This window comes from Carnobacterium sp. CP1 (assembly GCF_001483965.1).
Classification (GTDB): Bacteria; Bacillota; Bacilli; order Lactobacillales; family Carnobacteriaceae; genus Carnobacterium_A; species Carnobacterium_A antarcticum.
In genome coordinates, this window is sequence record NZ_CP010796.1 from 1,738,584 (window position 1) to 1,757,943 (window position 19,360).

The following is a 19,360-nucleotide window of genomic DNA, read 5'->3' on the forward strand; positions in this document are numbered from 1 at the left end:
ATCCTCGTCTTCTTTCATACGAGAGACACTGAGAAGCGTGTTTCGAGATTAGCCTTCTACAACAAATCCCATGCTTCGTGCAGTACCTTCAACCATTTGCATAGCAGCTTCAACTGAAGCAGCGTTTAGGTCAGGCATTTTAGTTTCAGCAATTTCTCTTACTTGTGCACTTGTAACAGTTGCAACTTTTTTCTTGTTTGGTTCACCAGATGCTTTATCAATACCAGCAGCTTTTTTAAGTAAAACAGCAGCAGGCGGTGTTTTTGTAACAAATGTAAATGAACGATCTTCATAAACAGAAATTACAACTGGTGTTAGTAAGCCACCTAGATCTTGCGTACGAGCATTGAATTCTTTACAGAATCCCATAATGTTCACTTGCGCTTGACCTAAAGCTGGTCCTACTGGTGGAGCTGGATTTGCTTTTCCTGCAGGAATCTGCAATTTAACTATCTTAACAACTTTTTTGGCCACGAGACATACCTCCTTGAATGAGTCCGTGATGTGGTTAATGGGGTTAAAATTTCCCCTCCCACATTCTTGCATACGTCAAAACGTACCCAATTACTATACCATCTCTTTTACTTAACGACAACCCCTATTTTTTGTTTTTTCGTTTTTCTGTTCGATAGCGTCTAGTCGGCTTATCCTCAACTTCTATTTCTAGTTGTTTTTCTGTTTGTTCCGGCTGCTTTCTCATTTTTCTCACTGAACGGACAACGCTGTAAACAATACCCGCAAATAGTGCATAACCAAAGAAAAAAACTAAAAAACCCCATAAACCGATGGCAGCATCTGCAAATTCCATATTGCCTCGATTCGTGATCGCTTGTTGTATTTCAATCGCAAATACTAAAACCACCATCATAGTAAAGGTATAAATAAATGCCAAAATGGTTGTGCTGAATTTCATTTTTTCAATCGCTTTAAAGAATACATAGACGAACAGGAAAAAGATGATCCCAATGATGCCCATAACCCAAAAATGCAAATCCTTATCAGTCATACGAACGCCAAATTGATACGCCAAGACATCGTGCACCTCATTTACCAGCTTAGCCAACAGTAAAATAGCTTCTTTCATTTCTGTTCCCTCCAAAATGCAACTTACAAATCAACAACGGTTTCAAGGCAACAGTATAGCACAGTCTTTATTGCTCAGCTGCACTTCTTGTTTTTGCATTGCTTTCTAAGCTTAAGTATACTTAAGAAAGAAACCAATAGGAAGGAAGTCCGCTATGTGCTTGCTTAATTTCCAATTCCATGAACACCCTAATTACAAACTTATCTTAGTCGCTAACCGTGATGAAGCTTATGACCGCCCAACTGCCGCAGCTCATTTTTGGGAAGACGAGCCGTTTATTTTAGCAGGCCGGGATTTGCGTAAGTTCGGAACATGGTTAGGCATCACTAAAACAGGGCGCTTCGCAGCTCTAACGAATGCTCACTCTTCTGCTACAGCCAGTATGGCCAGCCAACCAAAACCACGATCCCGCGGAACGATCGTCCAGCACTATTTAACAACCGAGATGTCCCCAGAAACCTTCTTGCATGATTTACGGAAACAACGTTCTCTATTCGACGGGTTCAACTTGCTCGTTGGAGATTCTGAAACATTGATGCATTACAATAGCCGCCTAGATCAACTCATACCGCTTTCGCCAGGAGCACACGGACTGAGCAATGCTACGCTTGATACTCCTTGGCCTAAAGTTGTGGAAGGCAATCGACGATTAGCGCAGTACGTTAAACAAAGTGCAACTCTATCTCCCACTGTTCTTCTTGACCTTTTTGGAAAGCCGGCTGATACAGCCAACTCGCAAAAAACAAACACAAATCAAGAAACAGATGCTCTCTTTATCAGCAGCTCTTTAAATGGAACAGTTTCTTCCACAGCCTTATTCATCGATAACAACGATTTTGTCACATTTGCAGAACGACGCTACAATCAGACCGAACAGATTGAAGAAAACCAATTCCAGTTTCAAATCACTCCTTAAAAATCAGGGCTATCCTCTTTGATATCAGCAAACGTCATGACTGTACTCCACGACCTTGAAATTTCTGGCGGAAATCTTCCTGCCCAAGAGTCGCCAATATGATTTAACAAAGAGCCAAAAATACAAAAGAAGCTTTTTGCCAGAGACAGCTGATCCATAAGATTTGCTGGTCTTCGACAAAAAGCTTTTCGTTTTTAGGTTCTATAATACTTAACGTTGGTGAATCAAAATCACTACATTATTTTTTGTGAAAAAATAATTACAGTCAAAATTCACCGTTAGAATAAAAGGTTCCTTCATTTTTGATGTTGATAAAGGAAGGGACTTCATGCTACAAACTTGAAATTTCCGGAGGAAATTCCCACCCTTAAGAGTTACCAACACGATTTGCCAAAGGGTCCGTTTTTAATGGTGATTAAAGTTTATCTGCTTGTTCGAAATCAAGTTCAGTACTTGTTTCACGACCAAACATTTCAACATTGACTTTCAGTTTAGCTTTCTCATATTCAATCTCGGTAACTTTCCCGGTCATACCGCTAAACGCACCTTCAATGATCGTTACAGTTTCGCCGACTTCAAACTCAACTTCTTTATGACGCGTGCTGATGCCTAAACGACGCAAGATAGCTTCGATTTCTTCTTTTAATAACGGTGCCGGCTTGCTTCCAGCTCCATGAGAGCCAACAAATCCAGTAACACCGGGAGTATTCCGTACGACATACCAAGAATCGTCAGACATGATCATTTCCACTAAAACATATCCCGGAAATGTCTTTTTCATGCTCACTTTTTCTTTCCCATTTTTTGTTTCTGTTTCTTCTTCTTCCGGAATCACAACGCGAAAGATATAATCTTCCATCCCCATACTGTTCGCACGCGATTCGATGTTTTGTTTTACTTTATTTTCGTATCCTGAGTATGTGTGTAAGACATACCAGTGTTTTTCGATTTCAACTTGTTCCATCTCAACCACTCCTATTCTTTTTAGTTCAATTTCAATTGATTTGTTTCATTCTTATTCACGACACAAAAAAAACCTTCATTCACTTAGGATTAAAGAAGGTTCTACGCGCTATCTATTTGCATTAAGTATACCATCTAACGGACAAACCCGCTAGTGGTTCCTGCTAATTTTATAAAATAAAATCAAGAATAGAGACGATTCCAAAGTCAACAACCATAAAGAAAACTGCAAATAATAAACAAACTCCAAAAACTATCAGCGTGTTTTTCTTTAATTCTTTGCTCGTTGGCCAAGTAACTTGTTTCATTTCTCGGCGTACGTCACCGAAAAAGTTTTTTATTTTTCCCATGTTATTCCCTCCGAACGGACACCTAACTGTTTTTTGTTATTTTGTTTCACGATGAACGGTATGTTGATTGCAATATTTACAAAACTTTTTCACTTCTAATCGCTCTGTACGGCCAGCACTGTTGACCTTTTTAGAATAATTTCTAGAGCCGCACACAGAACAGGCTAACGCTGCTTTTTTAGTGTTCATTTTTTTCCACCTATACTTTCTGAATTGGCGAGTAACATCTCCCTAAATTTACCATCACTCTTCCATGGTGTCAATTGTTCTTTTTTCAGCAGCATAATCCTTATCGTAAAATTGTAAATAAACTTCACCAGTTGAAAAGTAAAAATCGCTCAGCTTCCTTTAAGGCAGCCATAAACTAAGGGCCAACAAAAGAATTTCTGCTCCGCTAAAAAGTGAAATATTTTTAATCGCCACCGAAAACGTCTCTTCTTTAACTTGCCGTTGATTAAACTGCGCAAGATTTTTCCTAACAGGAGCCAGTGTGAGCAACACTCCTAATAATACAGGATGCAGCAATTTCAATAGAACAGCCCCTACTACAACTCCGTAAGCAGCATACATTAAAAGATTAAAAAGCCCTACTGCATTCTTTTTCCCAATATAAAAAGGCAGTGTAAAACGATGATTGCTAATATCTTGTTCTAAATCACAAATATTATTGGCCAACATGATGTTGGCAATTAGAAAGACTGTGGGCAGCGAGACAAAAAAGATTTTAATAATTGTTAAGAGGTTGCCCGTTAATGAAAAAACAACTCCTTGAAAAGCTAAACTAAGCAAGAGTTCTGAGGGAATATTCACATATACCGCTATAAAAAAGATACCAAATCCCATCACTAATCCAGAAACAGCTTCTCCCAGAGGCATTCTAGAAATCGGTACCGGTCCAAATGTATAAAAAACTCCAATAACAAAACAGGCGCCTCCCATAAAGAACAACAATACATTTGTCCGCACTACTAACCACAGGCCAAGGAGCGCTGCTGTTGCTAACATCGTTAAAATCAAACGAATCACGATCGCTTCAGGAATCTGTTCTTGCCCAATAATATTGACATCATCTTTGTAGCCATTGTCTTTTGCTTTTTGATAATCCATTAAGTTGTTAATAGCTGTCGTTGTCATATCGAAAATAATCATCGCTAAAAAGAAAACGATCGTATTCCCAAAGTTAACGGCTTTAAAATAATAGCCAGCAAACAATGTCCCTAATAAAAAAGGAAAAAGACTGGCAATTTTGGTTTGAATCTCTACTAATTTAAAAAAAGTTGCTGCCTTCATTACATCACCTGCTTTCTTGAGTCTTATTTATGTTCTTTCACTCTTGTAAAGTAAATGTGTCGTTATTTAAATGAAAACCTTTTTTCAATCCATCTGTTACATAGACATTACGATCTTTAGTCACAAAAATGGCTTCAACACCTTCTATTTGTTCGATATAGTCCAGTCCAGCTTCAAGCCCATCTGAAAAAGCCGCTGTTGAAAGCCCGTCCCCATCAATAGATTTTTCTGAAATAATGCTGACTCCGGCTATTTCATTGTCAAAAGGGTAACCCGTTTCCGGATCCATCAAATGGTGGTATTGCATTCCATCTACTTCAAGAAAACGTTCGTAAATACCAGATGTCACTATCGTTTGATTGCTGACCGGAATGGAACCCAAGATTTCCCCTCTTGTTTCAAAAGGATCTTGAACACCAACGTTCCAATCCGCGTTTTCAGCTCGCGGACTGTGGCCTAACACAAAAACATTCCCGCCAAGATCCACAATAGCGGTATCTACTTCGTGTTCTTTCAATACTTTGACGACTTCATCGGTGATGTAACCTTTGGCGATAGCACCTAAATCTAACCGCATCCCTTGCTTTGGAAGGTAGACCGTCTGGTTGGCTTCATAAAACTCAACTTGTCGGTAATCTACTAATGTTAAAGCTTCGTCTATTTCAGCTTGTTCCGGTTTTCGGGCATCGTCAAACCCGATATGCCACAATTCAGTCAACGGCCCTATCGTCATATCAAAACTTCCGCGGGTCTCTTCACTGTAAGCATATGCAGCTTCTAATAACTCGTAAACATCTTCCGAAACAGCTACTGGAGCAATACCAGCTTGTTGATTGATCGCTTCAACTTCTGATCCCGGTTCATCCACGGTGATTTTTCCCGCCAATTCTTCCATGCGGTCAAAAACAGCTGTTAACACCTCTTCTTTTCCTTCATTATAAATTTTTACATTTACAACGGTTCCCATCATAAATTCTGTCCGACTATAAGGATCGCTCACTAAGTCGCGTGCTTCGTTTTCTTTGCCGCAGCTTGTAACAATCAACAAAGCAACGATTAAAGAAAAGAGCATTTTCCATTGTTTCATTTCTCAGAACCCCTTTATCACTTTTATCCGTTCTTTGTATTCATTATATCTAACCCGCCGCCTATAAAAACAGTTAAATAGGTCCTAGAAGTTAATCTAAGACCTACTGAGCACGGATGCCGGCTAGCGAAAGATGATTCTTCTATTGATTATTAATTGTCTACCATAATCGTTTCTGTATTTCCTTCTTCAGCAGCATCTACCAATTGTTGAGCATACATCTTGAACGCTTCTGCTGAGTGAGTAGCTCCGGTTACGACTTCAACTTCAGCCGGGTCGCCTTTAGCCACTAACTCTGCATTTAATTCAGGAATGTATTCTGCAGGGCCTGTGCCGGTTTTTTCTTTCATCGCTTCTTGGTAGCCTTCATCTTCTGATTTCAAATTGCCGTCTTTGTCCACATAGTCATAGTTTGATTCTGCAATCTTGCCGTCTTTGACAACCATAGTAAAGTTGACTTTCCAACCATTATCATCTAAGTTTTTTTCTTCTAATTTATAAGTTCCATCTTGTAATTCGCCAACAGTTGCTTCACTTGATAGTACTTCGCTTGATGCCACCTCACTTGAAACCGCTGATGAAGCAGTATCTTCCGTGGCCGTGTTGTCTCCACAAGCTGCCAAAACAATTGCTGAAGTAAAAATAACCGATGCCAACTTAAAACCTTTTTTGATTTCCATAATCATTTACCACCTTTTCTTTAGTCTACTCCTTAGTTTGATAAATAATTCACAACCTGAAGGAATATCTGAGTTCAGTATAGCCTGTTTCGTTTTAGTTGTCTACTTTTTTCACAAGTTTAATGAATCATTTTTTAAAAATAGCATTTCAGTACACTGGATACTAAAAAAACCACAACAAACACTAGACAAGAAAACTTTTATCTTATATAATGAATTCGAAGTTACTTGTGAAATAGTTAACTAAATATTTTTTTAAGCAATTTTTATTTTTAGAAATAGTCTTTACAAATAACTTTTCAAGGTAGGTTAATCGCAAGTATGCTCAATAGATCTATTAACTATAAAAGGAGTGGGAAAGATGTCCCAAAAAAATATTGTTGTTGTTGGCGCTGGATTTGCAGGAATTGCGGCCACCAAAAAATTAGCAAAACGATTTAAAAAGAACCCCGAGGTAACCATCACACTTATCGATCGGAATTCGTATCAAACGTATATGACTGAATTACATGAAGTAGCCGGAGGACGAGTTGAACCAAATGCTATCCAATATGATCTGCAACGTTTATTTTGCCGTTTGAAAAACGTTCGCTTGGTAACAGATACCGTAACCGAAATCGACCACAATAAAAAAACAGTCATTACCGAAAATGATGTTTACGCCTTTGACTACCTTATCTTAGGTATGGGCGGAGAACCTAATGATTTTGGGACTCCCGGCGTAAAAGAGCACGCCTTTACTCTTTGGTCTTTAGAAGATGCCGTGAAAATCCGCACTCATATAGAAGAAACAGTCGCCAAAGCAGCCCTTGAACGAGATGCTGCCAAACGCAAAGCCATGTTAACGTTCGTTGTCTGCGGCTCTGGGTTTACCGGGATCGAAATGATTGGCGAGTTATTAGATTGGAAAAAACGTTTAGCAAAAGACAATAAAATCGATGCTTCTGAAATCACGTTAACCGTTGTTGAAGCTGCTCCAACTATTCTTAATATGATCTCTCGCAGCGATGCAGATAAAGCCGAACGGTTTATGACCAAGAAAGGTATTCAGTTATTGAAGTCTTCTCCAATCATAGCCGTTGACGCTGAAAGCATTACACTGAAATCTGGTGAAAAAATTTCGACACACACCTTGATTTGGACAGCAGGTGTAAAAGCAAATACGGACACCGAAGCTTTCGATATGGTTGAAGGACGAGCAGGACGTTTGGTAGCAAATGAATACATGGAAGCTAAAGGCCTAGAGAATGTTTATGTTATCGGAGACCTCGTTTATTATGAAGAGTTCAAAGATACTCCAACACCGCAAATCGTTCAAGCAGCTGAACAAACAGGACATACCGCTGCTGAAAACATTATTGCTGCAATTGAAAATACAGAGAAACAGAAGTACGTTGGAAAATATCAAGGATTTATGGTTTCGATCGGTTCTAAATACGGCGTTGCCCACTTAGGCGACAACATTCATTTGAGCGGATTTTTAGCTGTTTTAATGAAACACCTTGTTAACTTGTATTATTTCTTTGGGATTCGTTCAGGCTATTATGCCGTTCAATATATTTTCCATGAATTTTTCCACATAAAAGACCAACGCAACATTTTCCGCGGACACCTTTCTCGCTACGGAAACGTTCTTTGGAGCGTTCCGCTACGTGTTTTCTACGGAAGCATGTGGCTTTTCGAAGGAGTAAAAAAAGTCTTCGGCTTATTTGGAACAACAAGCTGGTTTGGCAATGAAGTCGTTTTGCCGTTCTCATGGTTACAAGAAGCTACAACCGGTGCTTCTGAAGCAGCAGATGCTGGAGAAGCCGTTGCGGAAGTTGCTAAACCAGTCTTTAGTTTGAGCTTTGCGTATGGTGAAGAACCGATGATGGTGTTCTCTAAAGCCCCAGCCTGGTTTGAGAGTTTAATGAAATTTATGGTCCCAACTCCAGAAGTGGCGCTAATTTTCCAAAAAGTCATGACCTTGCTTGAAATTGCCATTGGGTTAGCAATCATCGCCGGTTTGTTTGTTTGGTTGTTGAGTGCTTTGACCATTGGATTAGTTGCTAGTTTCGCATTATCCGGTATGTTCTACTGGGTAAATATCTGGTTCGTTTTCGTAGCGATCGCGCTAATGAATGGTTCTGGACGTGCGTTTGGTTTAGACTACTACGTGATTCCCTGGGTGCAAAAAGCTGCTGGAAAATGGTGGTATGGAACGCCTAGATCTTTATATAAATAAACCGAATAGATATTAATTTGTGTAAAGATGTGTGGAAGCAGAACGTCTCTGTTTTCACTCATCTTACCTTATTAGCAGTCAGCTCCATTAAAATGCTAAGATAGAACAAAGAATGATTTTTTTGACCATTCTTTGCTGTCTCTTACTATTTTTCTTGAACACTCATAATAACTATTAAACTAAGGATGGATGGCCTATGACTAAAAACCAAAAAATTGTTTACATCGCTTTGCTTGCCGCTCAAGCCGTAATTCTTGGTTTAGTAGAAAGAAGCATACCCTTTCCCTTCGCTTTTGCTCCAGGAGCAAAACTAGGTATTGCCAACTTAATAACGATCGTCGCGATTTTTACACTGCCTTTTAAAGATAGTTTCACTGTTGTGTGGATGCGATTGATCATGACTACTTTATTAGGCGGAACATTGTCTACTTTTATGTATAGTTGTGCCGGGGCTCTCCTCAGTTACCTAGGCATGATGATCGTGAAACAATTAGGTTCTAAATATGTCAGCATAATCGGCATCAGCGCCACTGGCGGAATCTTGCATAATGTCGGGCAGTTGATGGTAGCGAGCTGGATCTCACAGACCTGGACCGTGATGCTCTACTTACCTGTTCTTTCCTTTATGGGCATCTTATCTGGCATTGCTATCGGCATTGCCGCTAATTACTTATTGGATCATGTCCGTACACTACGCGATTTTCGTGCTGTCTATTACGATCAGCCTGCCAAAAAGAAAAAACTGACCAAATGGTTCAAACCACTTGAAAGCTAACCGCTTCTTAGCGTTTAGAAAAGAAAGGAGAAAGAGCTATGCAGATCCATCCTTTATGGACAACCTATCCTGAATTAGCAGCAGAATTAGAAAAAACGACCCAATTAATGGGTGAACAAGTTCGATTACGAAACAAAGAAATTGAATCCGTGCTCTTAGATCGTATTCATGCCGGCGGAAAAATGGTCCGACCTGCTTACACTCTTCTCTTTTCTAAATTCGGAAAAGAACAAAATAGCGAAAGAACCCGTTCAGTAGCTGCTGCAATCGAATTGTTGCATATGGCGACTTTGATTCATGATGACATCATTGACGATTCTCCGAAAAGGCGCGGAAAACCTAGTATTCAAGCACAGTATGGCAAAGATGTAGCTGTTTATGCGGGCGATTATCTTTTCACAGTCTGTTTTCGGCTCTTATCAACCTATGCGACTACAGACAATCAAATCGAAATAAATACGAGAGGTATGGAACGCATTTTATTAGGAGAATTAGACCAGATGCATTTGCGTTATAAACAAACGATGACCATTCGAAATTATTTAACTCAAATATCCGGAAAAACGGCTCAGCTATTCTCCCTTGCCTGCTATTCTGGGGCTTTAGAAGGCGGACAATCCGAACGGTTTGCTCGAAACGGATATTACATTGGCAGTCATATTGGAATGGCCTTTCAGATTATGGATGATATCTTAGATTATTCGCAAAGTACAGAAAACTTTGGCAAACCCGTTTTAGAAGATGTCAAACAAGGCGTGTACACCTCTCCTTTGATTTACGCTTTGCGGAAAAATGATCCACGTTTAAAACAATTGATTGCAAAACAAGAACAGATGACCAAGGAGGATGCCCTAGAAGTTCAACAATTGGTTATCAAACTCGGCGGATTAGCTGAAGCTCAAAAGTTAGCAGAAAAATATACGCAAAAAGCTCTCAAACGTATTCAGCAATTGCCCGATCAAGTTGAGAAAGAGATCATTCGCGAAGTTACTCTTAGCTTATTAAATCGCCGACTATAATAAAAAAGCCTTTGAAAAGATGACTAATCTTTTCAAAGGCTTTTTCTACAAGTGTTTAAAAACTTGCAAGAATAGTAGACACATGGGGTATTTCCAGAAAAACTTCAGCTCTCCACCGAAAGTATCCGCTTTCATTTAAGGCTGAATGCATCTTTTAAAACGAGTTTATTGAAGTGTTATCAACTTTTAGACACAAATGAGTCAATCAAATAATTGTTTCATTTTGCGCTTACAACGGTCCAAAGCATTTTTTATTTGAGAGAGGTCACAGTTCAAATTTTCCGCAATATCTTCTACATCGACATTGTGAATATAATCTAAAAATACTTTTTGCTCAAATTCAGACAAAGTCGCTTGATAATCAGCCAGTTTTTCACGTACTTGGAGCAGTTCAAGCGTAGGGGTTTCTACATTCCCGTGCCTTGGATGCTGCATTCCTTCTCTCATTTCAAGCAAGTTATCATAAGATTCTGCAAGCTTTTCAATGGTTCTCTTCTTGGCCATATCTTTTCGCACGAGGCTGAACATATGGTGTTTTAAGTTCAATTTATAAAAATTTCCGAACGTGTGACCTTTTTCACTATCATAAGTATGAATTGCTTTTAAAAAAATCATCCGGGCTTCTTGTAAAAAATCTTCCGCTTCGAAACTTTTCAAATAATAACCGTTTGTCATTTTGATAGCTAAAGCACGGTATCGCTCAAAAAGAATATCAAATGGTTCTTCGTTCCCGCCTTTAATGCTTTGAATCAATTCGCTGTCGCTCATTTGCGTATAAAAATTCTCCTTATCCAACAAATCTTGTTCCTCCTTTAGATGGTCTACTATTCAAGCTAAAAAATAACAACAATTATATTTTTGAGTCTACTATTCTCGAAAATTCTCAAAAAATAAGCAAGCACCTTATTTTTCTTTCGTTAAGTCATCTCTTAGCTTTTCTAGTGTATCTAATTGGTGGTGATTCCAGGGCGAATTTCGACGGTAATTTTGAAAACGATAATCTTTTGCATCGGCATCGATGGCTTTTTTAGCGCGTTTTAAGTCATTATACAACTCATTAGCCGATTTACGTAACGCACCTCTTTGAAAGACTAACCATTGTTCCGCAAGATCGCTAGTGGCAACGGTTACTTGAGTGATCAGCAGATTTTCTTCTCCGATCATCCGCTCAATATAACTATCCGCTGTTTCTCCTTCTTTCGTAAAAACAACCGATAAATGGTATTTTTTGTACGTTTTCTGGATTCCGGGAACAAGTTGGGCATCAAATACCACGCGTATGTCCATGCCTTCATATTGTTGGTAATTAGCTAACTCATGCAGCAACAAATCACGAGCATCTTCCATCTCATCTTTGTCTTTTAATTTCACTAATTCTGGCCATGAGCCTATCATATTATACCCATCAATAATTAACAATTCTTTTTTCATGATAAATCCGCCCACCCTTCTCATCTTATTTTAACTTATTTTGCAGATCTTCCTCGGAAAACTTCGTACATTAACAAACTAGCTGCAACGCTCGCATTTAAACTTTGGACATGACCTGTCATCGGAATCGTTACCATGCCGTCCATTTGTTCTTTTACTAAACGTGAAATGCCTTTGCCTTCATTGCCAATCACTAACCCAATCGGTAAATTAGTTTCCCATTGCCGATAATCTTGCCCTTCCATGTCTGTTCCATAAAGCCAAACACCACGTTCTTTTAATTCATTGATGGTTTGGGTCAAATTGGTCACACGAGCTACTGGAACATGTTCAATAGCTCCTGTTGAAGCTTTGGCTACAGTAGCGGTTAATCCGACTGCACGTCTCTTGGGTATGATCATACCATGTGCTCCGCTGGCATCTGCTGTACGCATGATGGAACCAAGGTTATGAGGATCTTCTACTCCATCTAAAATAATAAAGAACGGTTCTTCCCCTTTTGCAGCCGCTGCCGCAAACAAATCATCAATCGTAGCATACTGGAACGCAGCTGCAGCGATAACAACGCCTTGATGATTTACTCCATCAACTAACTGGTCTAATTTTGCTTTAGGAACGAACGATACTTGAACACTGCGTTTTTTAGCTAATTGTTGAATCTCATTCATTTTCGAACCGCTTAGTCCTTCTTGAATGAAGATTTTATTGATGTCTCTTTCTGACTTTAACACTTCGATTGCTGGAAGACGTCCTGCCACTAAATCGCGTTCTTCTTCCACCTCTTCAACCGGTTCGACCGGTCTATTTTGCGGTTTTTGACGATTCGGACGTTGTTGGCTCGAGCTTCGTTTTTCAAATTTCTTTCTATCTTTGGACATTATTTGCTACCTCCACTTTCTGAATACACCAGTTGATCAATTCTTCCATACGTTCGGTCTGTTTAGACAAATGCAAATAACCCATTAAGGCTTCAAAACCGGTTGAGACCCGGTAAGTTGTCACAGCAACATTTTTAGCAGACGTATGGCTTTTCGCATTTCGTCCGCGCCGATAGATAGCTACTTCTTCTTCCGTTAAAAAATTTTCTTCTGCCAGCATATCGTGCATCAAGCTGTTTTGGGCTTTAGCAGAAACATATTTAGTGGCAATTTTATGCAATTGGTTTGGTCGGGTCTGCCCAATTTGAACCAAGTGTTCGCGAATATAAATTTCGTAAATCGCATCTCCTACATAAGCTAATGCCAGCCCATTTAAAAGAGCCCAATTTTTTTCTGTCATTTTTTTGTTATCCTCTTCTCCATCTTGTTCCTTGTGGGGTGTCATCTAAAATAATTCCTTCCGCTTTTAGCAAATCTCTGATTTCATCGCTTCTTTGAAAATCTTTATTGTTACGCGCAGCCGTACGTTCTTCAAGCAACTCTTCGATTTTTTGATCCAACAGCTCTTCTTTGCCGAATGTGATCCCAAAAATTTGCATCAATTCTTGAAATTGCGTTAACATTGCTTCTAACACGGTTTTTGAAACTTCTTTTTGCTCGCTGTAGACGTTCATGGCTTTTGCCAATTCATAAACAACTGTGATGCCATTGGCCGCATTAAAATCATCGTCCATTTCTGCTATGAACCGCTGCTTAAATTCAGCTAATTTTTCCAATTCATGCTGGTCAGCCGGTTTTTGTGCGACTGCATCAGCTAATCGATAAGAAACATTATCAAATGCCATGGTTAATTTAGTCAAATTGTTGCGTGCTTCATCGATCGTTGCGTCATTATAGCTGATCGGGCGGCGATACTGAGTCGTAGCCATAAAAAAGCGTAAAATCTGCGGATCGACTTGTTTAATAATATCATGAACCAAGACAAAGTTCCCTAACGATTTACTCATTTTCTCATTATCCATCGTCACGAATCCATTGTGCATCCAATAACGTGCGAACGTATGCCCTGTTTTGGCCTCACTTTGAGCTATTTCATTTTCATGATGTGGAAAAGACAAGTCTTGTCCGCCGGCATGGATATCGATGGTATCGCCTAAATATTTGGTTGCCATCACGGAACATTCAATATGCCAACCAGGGCGCCCAGCTCCCCAAGGAGAATTCCAACTGATTTCATCTGGCTTAGCTGCTTTCCATAAGGCAAAATCAAGCGGGTCTTCTTTTTTTTCATTTTCATTGGCTTCCATCCGATTGCTGGCGCCGATTTCCAGCTCATCAATAGAAATACCGCTCAACTGGCCGTATTTTTTGAATTTACGGGTGCGGTAATAAACATCTCCAGCGGATTCGTATGCATACTCTTTTTCAATTAAAACCGCAACAAATTCAATAATAGCTGGAATGTTATCCATTACGCGCGGATTGGCGGTCGCTTTCTCAACACCCAACGCTATCGTATCTTCATAGTAAGCTTGAATAAACCGTTCAGCTACTTCTGGTGCCGTTAAGTTTAACGCTTTAGCTGCGTTAATGATTTTGTCATCTACATCTGTAAAATTGGAGACAAAATTCACTTGATAGCCTCGGTATTCTAAATAACGGCGAACCGTATCAAAAGCAACGGTGCTTCGTGCATTTCCAATATGAATGTAGTTGTAAACCGTTGGTCCGCATACATACATTTTTACCTTGCCGGTCTCTAATGGCACAAACAATTCTTTTTCTCTTGTTAATGTATTGTATATTTTTAACATATCTATTCTCCTTTAATCATTCATTTATTGAAAAAATTAGTGCGGCAATTTGACACCCGCTTTTTTCACAACTTTTGCCGGGATACCCACTGCTGTAGCATCAGCTGGAATAGATTCTAGAACCACTGCTGCAGCGCCGATTTTAGCATTATTGCCAATCGTAATGGGGCCTAGTACTTGAACATGGGCAGATAAGAGAACATTGTTTCCAATAGTCGGATGACGTTTGCCTTTGTCTTTACCGGTTCCGCCTAGTGTTACCCCATGAAAAATGGTTACGTCTTCTCCGATCACAGCTGTTTCTCCTATCACGATTCCCATGCCATGGTCAATAAACAACCTTCTGCCGATAACAGCTCCCGGATGAATTTCGATTCCCGTAATGAAACGAGAGCCAGCAGCCACAATTCGTGCAATTAAATAAAAACGATGACGGTGAAGGCTGTGTGCCAACCGATGCAATAAGACCGCGTAAAAACTTGGATATGCCAGTATAATTTCAAGTGTACTTTTTACTGAAGGATCATTTTTTTTGATCGTTTGTATATCTTCCTTTAGCCTATTCATCTACCCTTTCCTCGCTTTCATTGCACAATTTAACTTTTAGCAACCAAATGAATGGGTCAAAAAAAACAAAACAGCGCCTTTTATCTGCATAAAAGACGCTGTCTCGCGTGGTTCCACTTTTCTTCGTAGTTTGTCAGGTCTACATTTTTTGTATTCCTTCAACAACTACCTTGGACAAGTTAACGGATGTTAGCCGATAGGTACCTACTGCAGGTTCAATACCTCAACTCAGAGAGGCACTTCGCTTAAACTAAACCATCTGCTTTCACCCATACAGACTCTCTGGAGGTTTCTTTTAAGGTACTCTTTCTCTTCACTGTTTTTTATGCTATTTAATTCTTTCTGTTCTTCGTTTTATATCAAGTCAACTTCGTGCAAGGCTCTTATAAATGAGCAATAGCGGTTTTTAAATGAGCTTTTGTTTTTTCGCGACCCAATAATTCGATTGTTTCTCCTAGTTCAGGACCGTGAGATTGACCGGTTACAGCTACACGAATCGGCATAAAGAGGTTTTTCCCTTTAATGCCTGTTTCTTTTTGAACCGTTTTGATGCCAGCTTTGATGCTAGCGACATCAAAAGTTTCTAATGTATCCAGAACGTCATAAAATGCATGGAGAACTTCAGAAACCGTTTCTCCGGCCAGTACTTCTTTGGCAACCTCGTCCAGCTCTGGAGTTTCAGTAAAGAATAAACTAGACAACTCTACGATTTCAGCGCCGTAACTCATTTGTTCATGGTACAAGCCAATCAGTTTTTGGACCCAAGCTTGTTTGTCAGCTGAAGGGTTTTCTTCTACATAGCCCGCTTTGATCAAGTGAGGCAATGCTAAAGACGTAACCGTTTCAAGGTCTGCTTGTTTCATGTATTGGTTGTTGATCCATTCTAATTTTTTAGGATCAAAAGCAGCTGGTGATTTGCTTAAACGATTCGGATCAAACATTTTAATAAAGGCTTCTTGGTCAAAAATTTCGTCTTCTCCGACCGGTGACCAGCCCAGTAATGCAATAAAGTTGAACATTGCATCCGGCAAGTAGCCTAAATCACGGTATTGTTCAATAAATTGCAGGATACTTTCATCCCGTTTGCTTAATTTTTTCCCTGTTTCGCTATTGATGATCAACGTCATATGGCCAAATTCAGGTGCTTTCCATCCAAAGGCTTCGTAAATCATCAATTGCTTTGGCGTATTAGCAATATGATCATCGCCACGTAAAACGTGTGTAATTTCCATATAATGATCGTCCACAACGACTGCGAAGTTGTATGTAGGCATACCATCGCGTTTAGCGATCACGAAATCGCCCCCAACACTTGCGGCTTCAAAAGAAATATGGCCTTTTACAATATCTTCAAAACTGTACGTGTTTTCTGGCGACACGCGGAAACGAATAACCGGTTCAATTCCTTCTGCTTCTTTTTCGCTTTTTTCTGCTGCGGTCAAATGAGCACAAGTTCCACCATAATGAGGCATTTCTCCACGAGCACGTTGCGCATCCCGCTCTGCTTCTAATTCTTCTTCAGAACAATAACATTTGTAAGCACGATTGCTTAATAGGAGTTGTTCTACCAATGGATCATAAGTTTCCCGGCGTTCTGATTGTCGGTAAGGACCATATTCACCAGGTTTGTCAGGACTTTCATCCCAATCGATGCCCAACCATGCTAAGTTTTCCAATTGGCTTTGTTCGCCATTTGTAATGTTGCGTTTTTGGTCGGTATCTTCAATTCTTAAAATAAAATCTCCACCGTTATGGCGTGCGAACAAATAATTAAATAATGCTGTACGAGCATTCCCAATGTGTAAATGCCCTGTTGGACTTGGTGCATAACGTACCCGAACTTTTTTTGTCATGTTATTTCCTCATTTCCGGTTTTTTATTTTATTTCTAATAAACAAATGGCCATTGCTGCGATACCTTCTTGGCGACCGACAAAACCCATTTTTTCAGATGTCGTTGCTTTTACGTTAACACGTTCTATGCCTATTTGACAATCAATTGCTAGGTTTTTTTGCATTTCTTTTAAATAAGGGTGCATTTTAGGCTGTTCAGCCAACAGAGTGGCATCGATGTTGCCGACACGGTACCCTTTTGATGCCAGCAAGCCGCTGACTGTTTGCAGCAGCTGTCTTGAATCGCTATCTTTAAATCGAGGATCGTCATCTGGAAACAACTGGCCGATATCGCCTAATCCAGCGGCTCCGAGTAAGGCATCAATGATTGCATGAATCAAAACATCTGCATCAGAATGCCCTAGTAGCCCATATTCATAAGGCAACGTCACTCCGCCGATGATACAAGGCCGACCTTTAACCAATTGATGAACGTCGTATCCTTGTCCAACTCGCAGCATAAGATCAGCTCCTTTTTCTTTCTGATGCTCTTTTAATTGTTGCTGAAGAATCGCTTCACCTGTGATCAAATCTTCCGGCGTCGTTATTTTGATGTTGTCATAACTGCCCTCGACCATTGTTACGGCTCCGCCTAAGCGTTCAACCAATGATGCATCATCCGTTCCGAAGAAATGTTCTTCATCCGCTTTTTGATGCGCTTTGAAAATCAATGGACTGCTGAATGCTTGAGGAGTCTGGACTTGCCAAAGTTCAGGCCGCGGCAAGGTTTTTTTGACCTTTCCTAGTTCCACCGATTTAATGGTATCTTTGACCGGCATGCCCAAAATAGCCGAACCAGCAGTATGAACTTTTTCGTTTAGCTGATCGATGCTTTTCCGTTCAATGAACGGTCGCGCTCCATCATGGATCATCACAAAACCTGAAGCTGGCTCATGAAGGCTTTTTAGACCAGCGTAAACACTGTCTTGTCTTTCCCGCCCTCCTACAGTAAACGTAATCGGTGTCTGGGCAGAAGTATTGTCTTTTTTAACCAGCTCTTTCAATAAGGAGATTTCGTCTTCTTTGGCCACTATAATAATGTGCCGGCAGTTTTTATCGCTTAAAAAAGTGTTTAAGGGATAAGCAATCATTGGTTTATTCAGGAGCGGCAATAGAACTTTATTTTCAGAAGCGTTCATCCGCCTCCCATGACCAGCCGCCAATAAAATCAGCTCATAGTCTTTGTTCATCACAAGTCCCCTATTCTTTTTCTTTAATTCCTTTTTGAGAGTGGACGGGTTTCGCAAAAATCATTCGTCCTGCTGCCGTTTGGAGCGCACTCGTTACGACAACTTCAATGGTTTTATTCATAAAGTATTGTCCATCTTCAACAACGATCATCGTGCCGTCATCCAAATAAGCAACACCTTGATTGCGTTCCGTTCCAACTTTGACCACCAACACTGTCATATTTTCCCCAGGTATGACCACAGGTTTTACAGCGTTGGCAAGGGCATTGATGTTTAAAACAGGGACGTTTTGAAATTCACTGACTTTGTTTAAGTTGTAATCATTGGTCACAACCACACCGTCTAACAATTTAGCCAATTTGATCAATTTTGAATCGACTTCCGTAATGTCTTCGAAGTCGCCATCGTACATTTCAACTTCCATATCATTTTCTTTTTGCAGTGCATTCAAAATATCTAACCCGCGGCGTCCGCGAACGCGTTTGAGGCTATCGGAAGAATCCGCAATGTACTGCAGTTCTTGCAGCACAAAATTAGGAATCAAAATAACTCCTTCAAGAAATCCGGTTTTTGCGATATCGTAAATCCGTCCATCGATAATAACACTGGTATCTAAAATTTTGTATTTGCGGAACGTTTCATCTGCTCTTCTTTCCAAAACCTGACTATCGTCTTCTGTATTTTTCTTCGCTTTTGATTGAAACAGCTTGCGCCATTCTTCGCGTCGGGTCGTTCCGATCCGGAAACCTAAATAAGCAAATACGACCATAACAATGATCGGAAAAACATTGCTGATCACTGGCAAAGATAAGCCGATCAAAAATAAACTGCCCAACCAAGCCAAGACCATTCCAATAATCGTTCCAAGGCTGCCAAAAAGTAAATATGTGACGCTTTGTTGGCTTAATAAAAGTTCTAATTTTTTTATGCCTTGTTCAATGTATTTCTCGCTAGGAATAGATAGTAATAAAAATATAATAGCACCAATTAAAATGTTCACAAATGAATTGTTAAATAGTTGATTTGATATATGAAAGATTTCCCATACCATTGGTAAAAAACTCGCTCCTACACTTCCACCAATCAGTAAAAAAATTCCAGTAATAATTTTTTTAGCCAAAATAATCCTCCTTTAGAAATGGCTGCGTTTTTTACTTTTTCAGCAAAAAACGCATGTTCCATTTGATTGTCTTGCTTTTA

General features: G+C 39.8%; 21 protein-coding genes, 1 pseudogene and 1 other annotated feature. Of the genes and pseudogenes, 4 read left to right on the forward strand and 18 right to left on the reverse strand.

What is annotated here, in order from left to right; genetic code table 11:
• Positions 1 to 48 precede the first annotated feature (48 nt).
• Positions 49 to 474 carry a 50S ribosomal protein L11 gene (gene rplK / locus NY10_RS08230; RefSeq protein ID WP_058919518.1) on the reverse strand — a complete coding sequence of 142 codons (426 nt, stop codon included), beginning with the start codon at positions 472 to 474 and terminating at the stop codon, positions 49 to 51.
• A gap of 124 nt (positions 475 to 598) precedes the next feature.
• Positions 599 to 1,084 carry a hypothetical protein gene (locus tag NY10_RS08235; protein ID WP_058919519.1) on the reverse strand — a complete coding sequence of 162 codons (486 nt, stop codon included), beginning with the start codon at positions 1,082 to 1,084 and terminating at the stop codon, positions 599 to 601.
• 154 nt (positions 1,085 to 1,238) lie between these two features.
• Between NY10_RS08235 and NY10_RS08240 the strand changes: the two genes are divergently transcribed.
• Positions 1,239 to 2,000, forward strand: coding sequence for an NRDE family protein (locus tag NY10_RS08240; protein ID WP_058919520.1), 762 nt, complete (start codon positions 1,239 to 1,241; stop codon positions 1,998 to 2,000).
• Between the two features lie 415 nt (positions 2,001 to 2,415).
• On the opposite strand, the gene nusG is transcribed toward NY10_RS08240, so the two are convergent.
• The 6 genes from nusG to NY10_RS08270 form a co-directional block, all read right to left on the reverse strand.
• The gene (gene nusG, locus NY10_RS08245; RefSeq protein ID WP_058919521.1) at positions 2,416 to 2,964 is read right to left on the reverse strand and encodes a transcription termination/antitermination protein NusG; all 549 of its coding nucleotides are present in this window, start codon (positions 2,962 to 2,964) and stop codon (positions 2,416 to 2,418) included.
• Positions 2,965 to 3,133: 169 nt separating this feature from the next.
• Positions 3,134 to 3,313 carry a preprotein translocase subunit SecE gene (gene secE, locus NY10_RS08250; protein ID WP_058919522.1) on the reverse strand — a complete coding sequence of 60 codons (180 nt, stop codon included), beginning with the start codon at positions 3,311 to 3,313 and terminating at the stop codon, positions 3,134 to 3,136.
• 36 nt (positions 3,314 to 3,349) lie between these two features.
• Positions 3,350 to 3,502: a 50S ribosomal protein L33 gene (gene rpmG, locus NY10_RS08255; RefSeq protein ID WP_058919523.1), complete on the reverse strand. Its 153-nt coding sequence runs from the start codon at positions 3,500 to 3,502 to the stop codon at positions 3,350 to 3,352.
• Between the two features lie 159 nt (positions 3,503 to 3,661).
• On the reverse strand, positions 3,662 to 4,603 hold the full coding sequence (gene menA / locus NY10_RS08260; protein WP_058919524.1) for a 1,4-dihydroxy-2-naphthoate polyprenyltransferase: 942 nt from the start codon (positions 4,601 to 4,603) through the stop codon (positions 3,662 to 3,664).
• A 37-nt stretch (positions 4,604 to 4,640) separates the two neighbouring features.
• Positions 4,641 to 5,690, reverse strand: a complete 1,050-nt coding sequence (locus tag NY10_RS08265; RefSeq protein ID WP_058919525.1) for an FAD:protein FMN transferase — start codon at positions 5,688 to 5,690, stop codon at positions 4,641 to 4,643.
• Between the two features lie 152 nt (positions 5,691 to 5,842).
• Positions 5,843 to 6,370 carry an FMN-binding protein gene (locus tag NY10_RS08270; protein WP_058919526.1) on the reverse strand — a complete coding sequence of 176 codons (528 nt, stop codon included), beginning with the start codon at positions 6,368 to 6,370 and terminating at the stop codon, positions 5,843 to 5,845.
• A gap of 361 nt (positions 6,371 to 6,731) precedes the next feature.
• Here NY10_RS08270 and NY10_RS08275 point away from each other — a divergent pair, with 361 nt between their 5' ends.
• The 3 genes from NY10_RS08275 to NY10_RS08285 all read left to right on the forward strand — a co-directional run bounded on the left by NY10_RS08275 (position 6,732) and on the right by NY10_RS08285 (position 10,388).
• A complete protein-coding gene (locus NY10_RS08275) occupies positions 6,732 to 8,594 on the forward strand; it encodes an NAD(P)/FAD-dependent oxidoreductase (RefSeq protein ID WP_058919527.1) in 1,863 nt (620 codons plus the stop codon).
• A gap of 196 nt (positions 8,595 to 8,790) precedes the next feature.
• Positions 8,791 to 9,369: a Gx transporter family protein gene (locus tag NY10_RS08280; protein ID WP_058919528.1), complete on the forward strand. Its 579-nt coding sequence runs from the start codon at positions 8,791 to 8,793 to the stop codon at positions 9,367 to 9,369.
• 38 nt (positions 9,370 to 9,407) lie between these two features.
• A complete protein-coding gene (locus NY10_RS08285; RefSeq protein ID WP_058919529.1) occupies positions 9,408 to 10,388 on the forward strand; it encodes a polyprenyl synthetase family protein in 981 nt (326 codons plus the stop codon).
• 201 nt (positions 10,389 to 10,589) lie between these two features.
• Here NY10_RS08285 and NY10_RS08290 read toward each other — a convergent pair whose 3' ends face one another.
• From NY10_RS08290 to NY10_RS08330, 10 genes and pseudogenes are all read right to left on the reverse strand, one after another.
• Complete coding sequence (locus tag NY10_RS08290; protein ID WP_058919530.1) at positions 10,590 to 11,186, reverse strand: sigma-70 family RNA polymerase sigma factor; 597 nt, start codon at positions 11,184 to 11,186, stop codon at positions 10,590 to 10,592.
• Positions 11,187 to 11,291: 105 nt separating this feature from the next.
• The gene (locus NY10_RS08295; protein WP_058920294.1) at positions 11,292 to 11,819 is read right to left on the reverse strand and encodes an NYN domain-containing protein; all 528 of its coding nucleotides are present in this window, start codon (positions 11,817 to 11,819) and stop codon (positions 11,292 to 11,294) included.
• 35 nt (positions 11,820 to 11,854) lie between these two features.
• Entirely contained in the window at positions 11,855 to 12,697 is an 843-nt protein-coding gene (rlmB, locus tag NY10_RS08300) for a 23S rRNA (guanosine(2251)-2'-O)-methyltransferase RlmB (protein ID WP_082664221.1), read from the reverse strand.
• Positions 12,684 to 13,097, reverse strand: coding sequence for a Mini-ribonuclease 3 (locus tag NY10_RS08305; protein ID WP_058919531.1), 414 nt, complete (start codon positions 13,095 to 13,097; stop codon positions 12,684 to 12,686). The genes rlmB and NY10_RS08305 overlap by 14 nt, the downstream gene beginning before the upstream one ends.
• Before the next feature lie 7 nt (positions 13,098 to 13,104).
• On the reverse strand, positions 13,105 to 14,511 hold the full coding sequence (gene cysS / locus NY10_RS08310; RefSeq protein WP_058919532.1) for a cysteine--tRNA ligase: 1,407 nt from the start codon (positions 14,509 to 14,511) through the stop codon (positions 13,105 to 13,107).
• A 36-nt stretch (positions 14,512 to 14,547) separates the two neighbouring features.
• A complete protein-coding gene (gene epsC, locus NY10_RS08315) occupies positions 14,548 to 15,078 on the reverse strand; it encodes a serine O-acetyltransferase EpsC (RefSeq protein WP_058919533.1) in 531 nt (176 codons plus the stop codon).
• Positions 15,079 to 15,166: 88 nt separating this feature from the next.
• Positions 15,167 to 15,404 (reverse strand) — a binding site (T-box leader).
• 57 nt (positions 15,405 to 15,461) lie between these two features.
• Positions 15,462 to 16,931 (reverse strand): glutamate--tRNA ligase, encoded by a 1,470-nt coding sequence (gene gltX / locus NY10_RS08320; RefSeq protein WP_058919534.1) that lies wholly within the window; start codon positions 16,929 to 16,931, stop codon positions 15,462 to 15,464.
• Positions 16,932 to 16,954: 23 nt separating this feature from the next.
• Entirely contained in the window at positions 16,955 to 17,431 is a 477-nt protein-coding gene (gene ispF, locus NY10_RS12700) for a 2-C-methyl-D-erythritol 2,4-cyclodiphosphate synthase (protein ID WP_197409005.1), read from the reverse strand.
• A gap of 99 nt (positions 17,432 to 17,530) precedes the next feature.
• Positions 17,531 to 18,160 (reverse strand): annotated as a pseudogene (gene ispD, locus NY10_RS12705) (2-C-methyl-D-erythritol 4-phosphate cytidylyltransferase); the annotation flags it as partial.
• Between the two features lie 10 nt (positions 18,161 to 18,170).
• The gene (locus NY10_RS08330) at positions 18,171 to 19,280 is read right to left on the reverse strand and encodes a PIN/TRAM domain-containing protein (RefSeq protein ID WP_058919536.1); all 1,110 of its coding nucleotides are present in this window, start codon (positions 19,278 to 19,280) and stop codon (positions 18,171 to 18,173) included.
• Between the last annotated feature and the right edge of the window lie 80 nt (positions 19,281 to 19,360).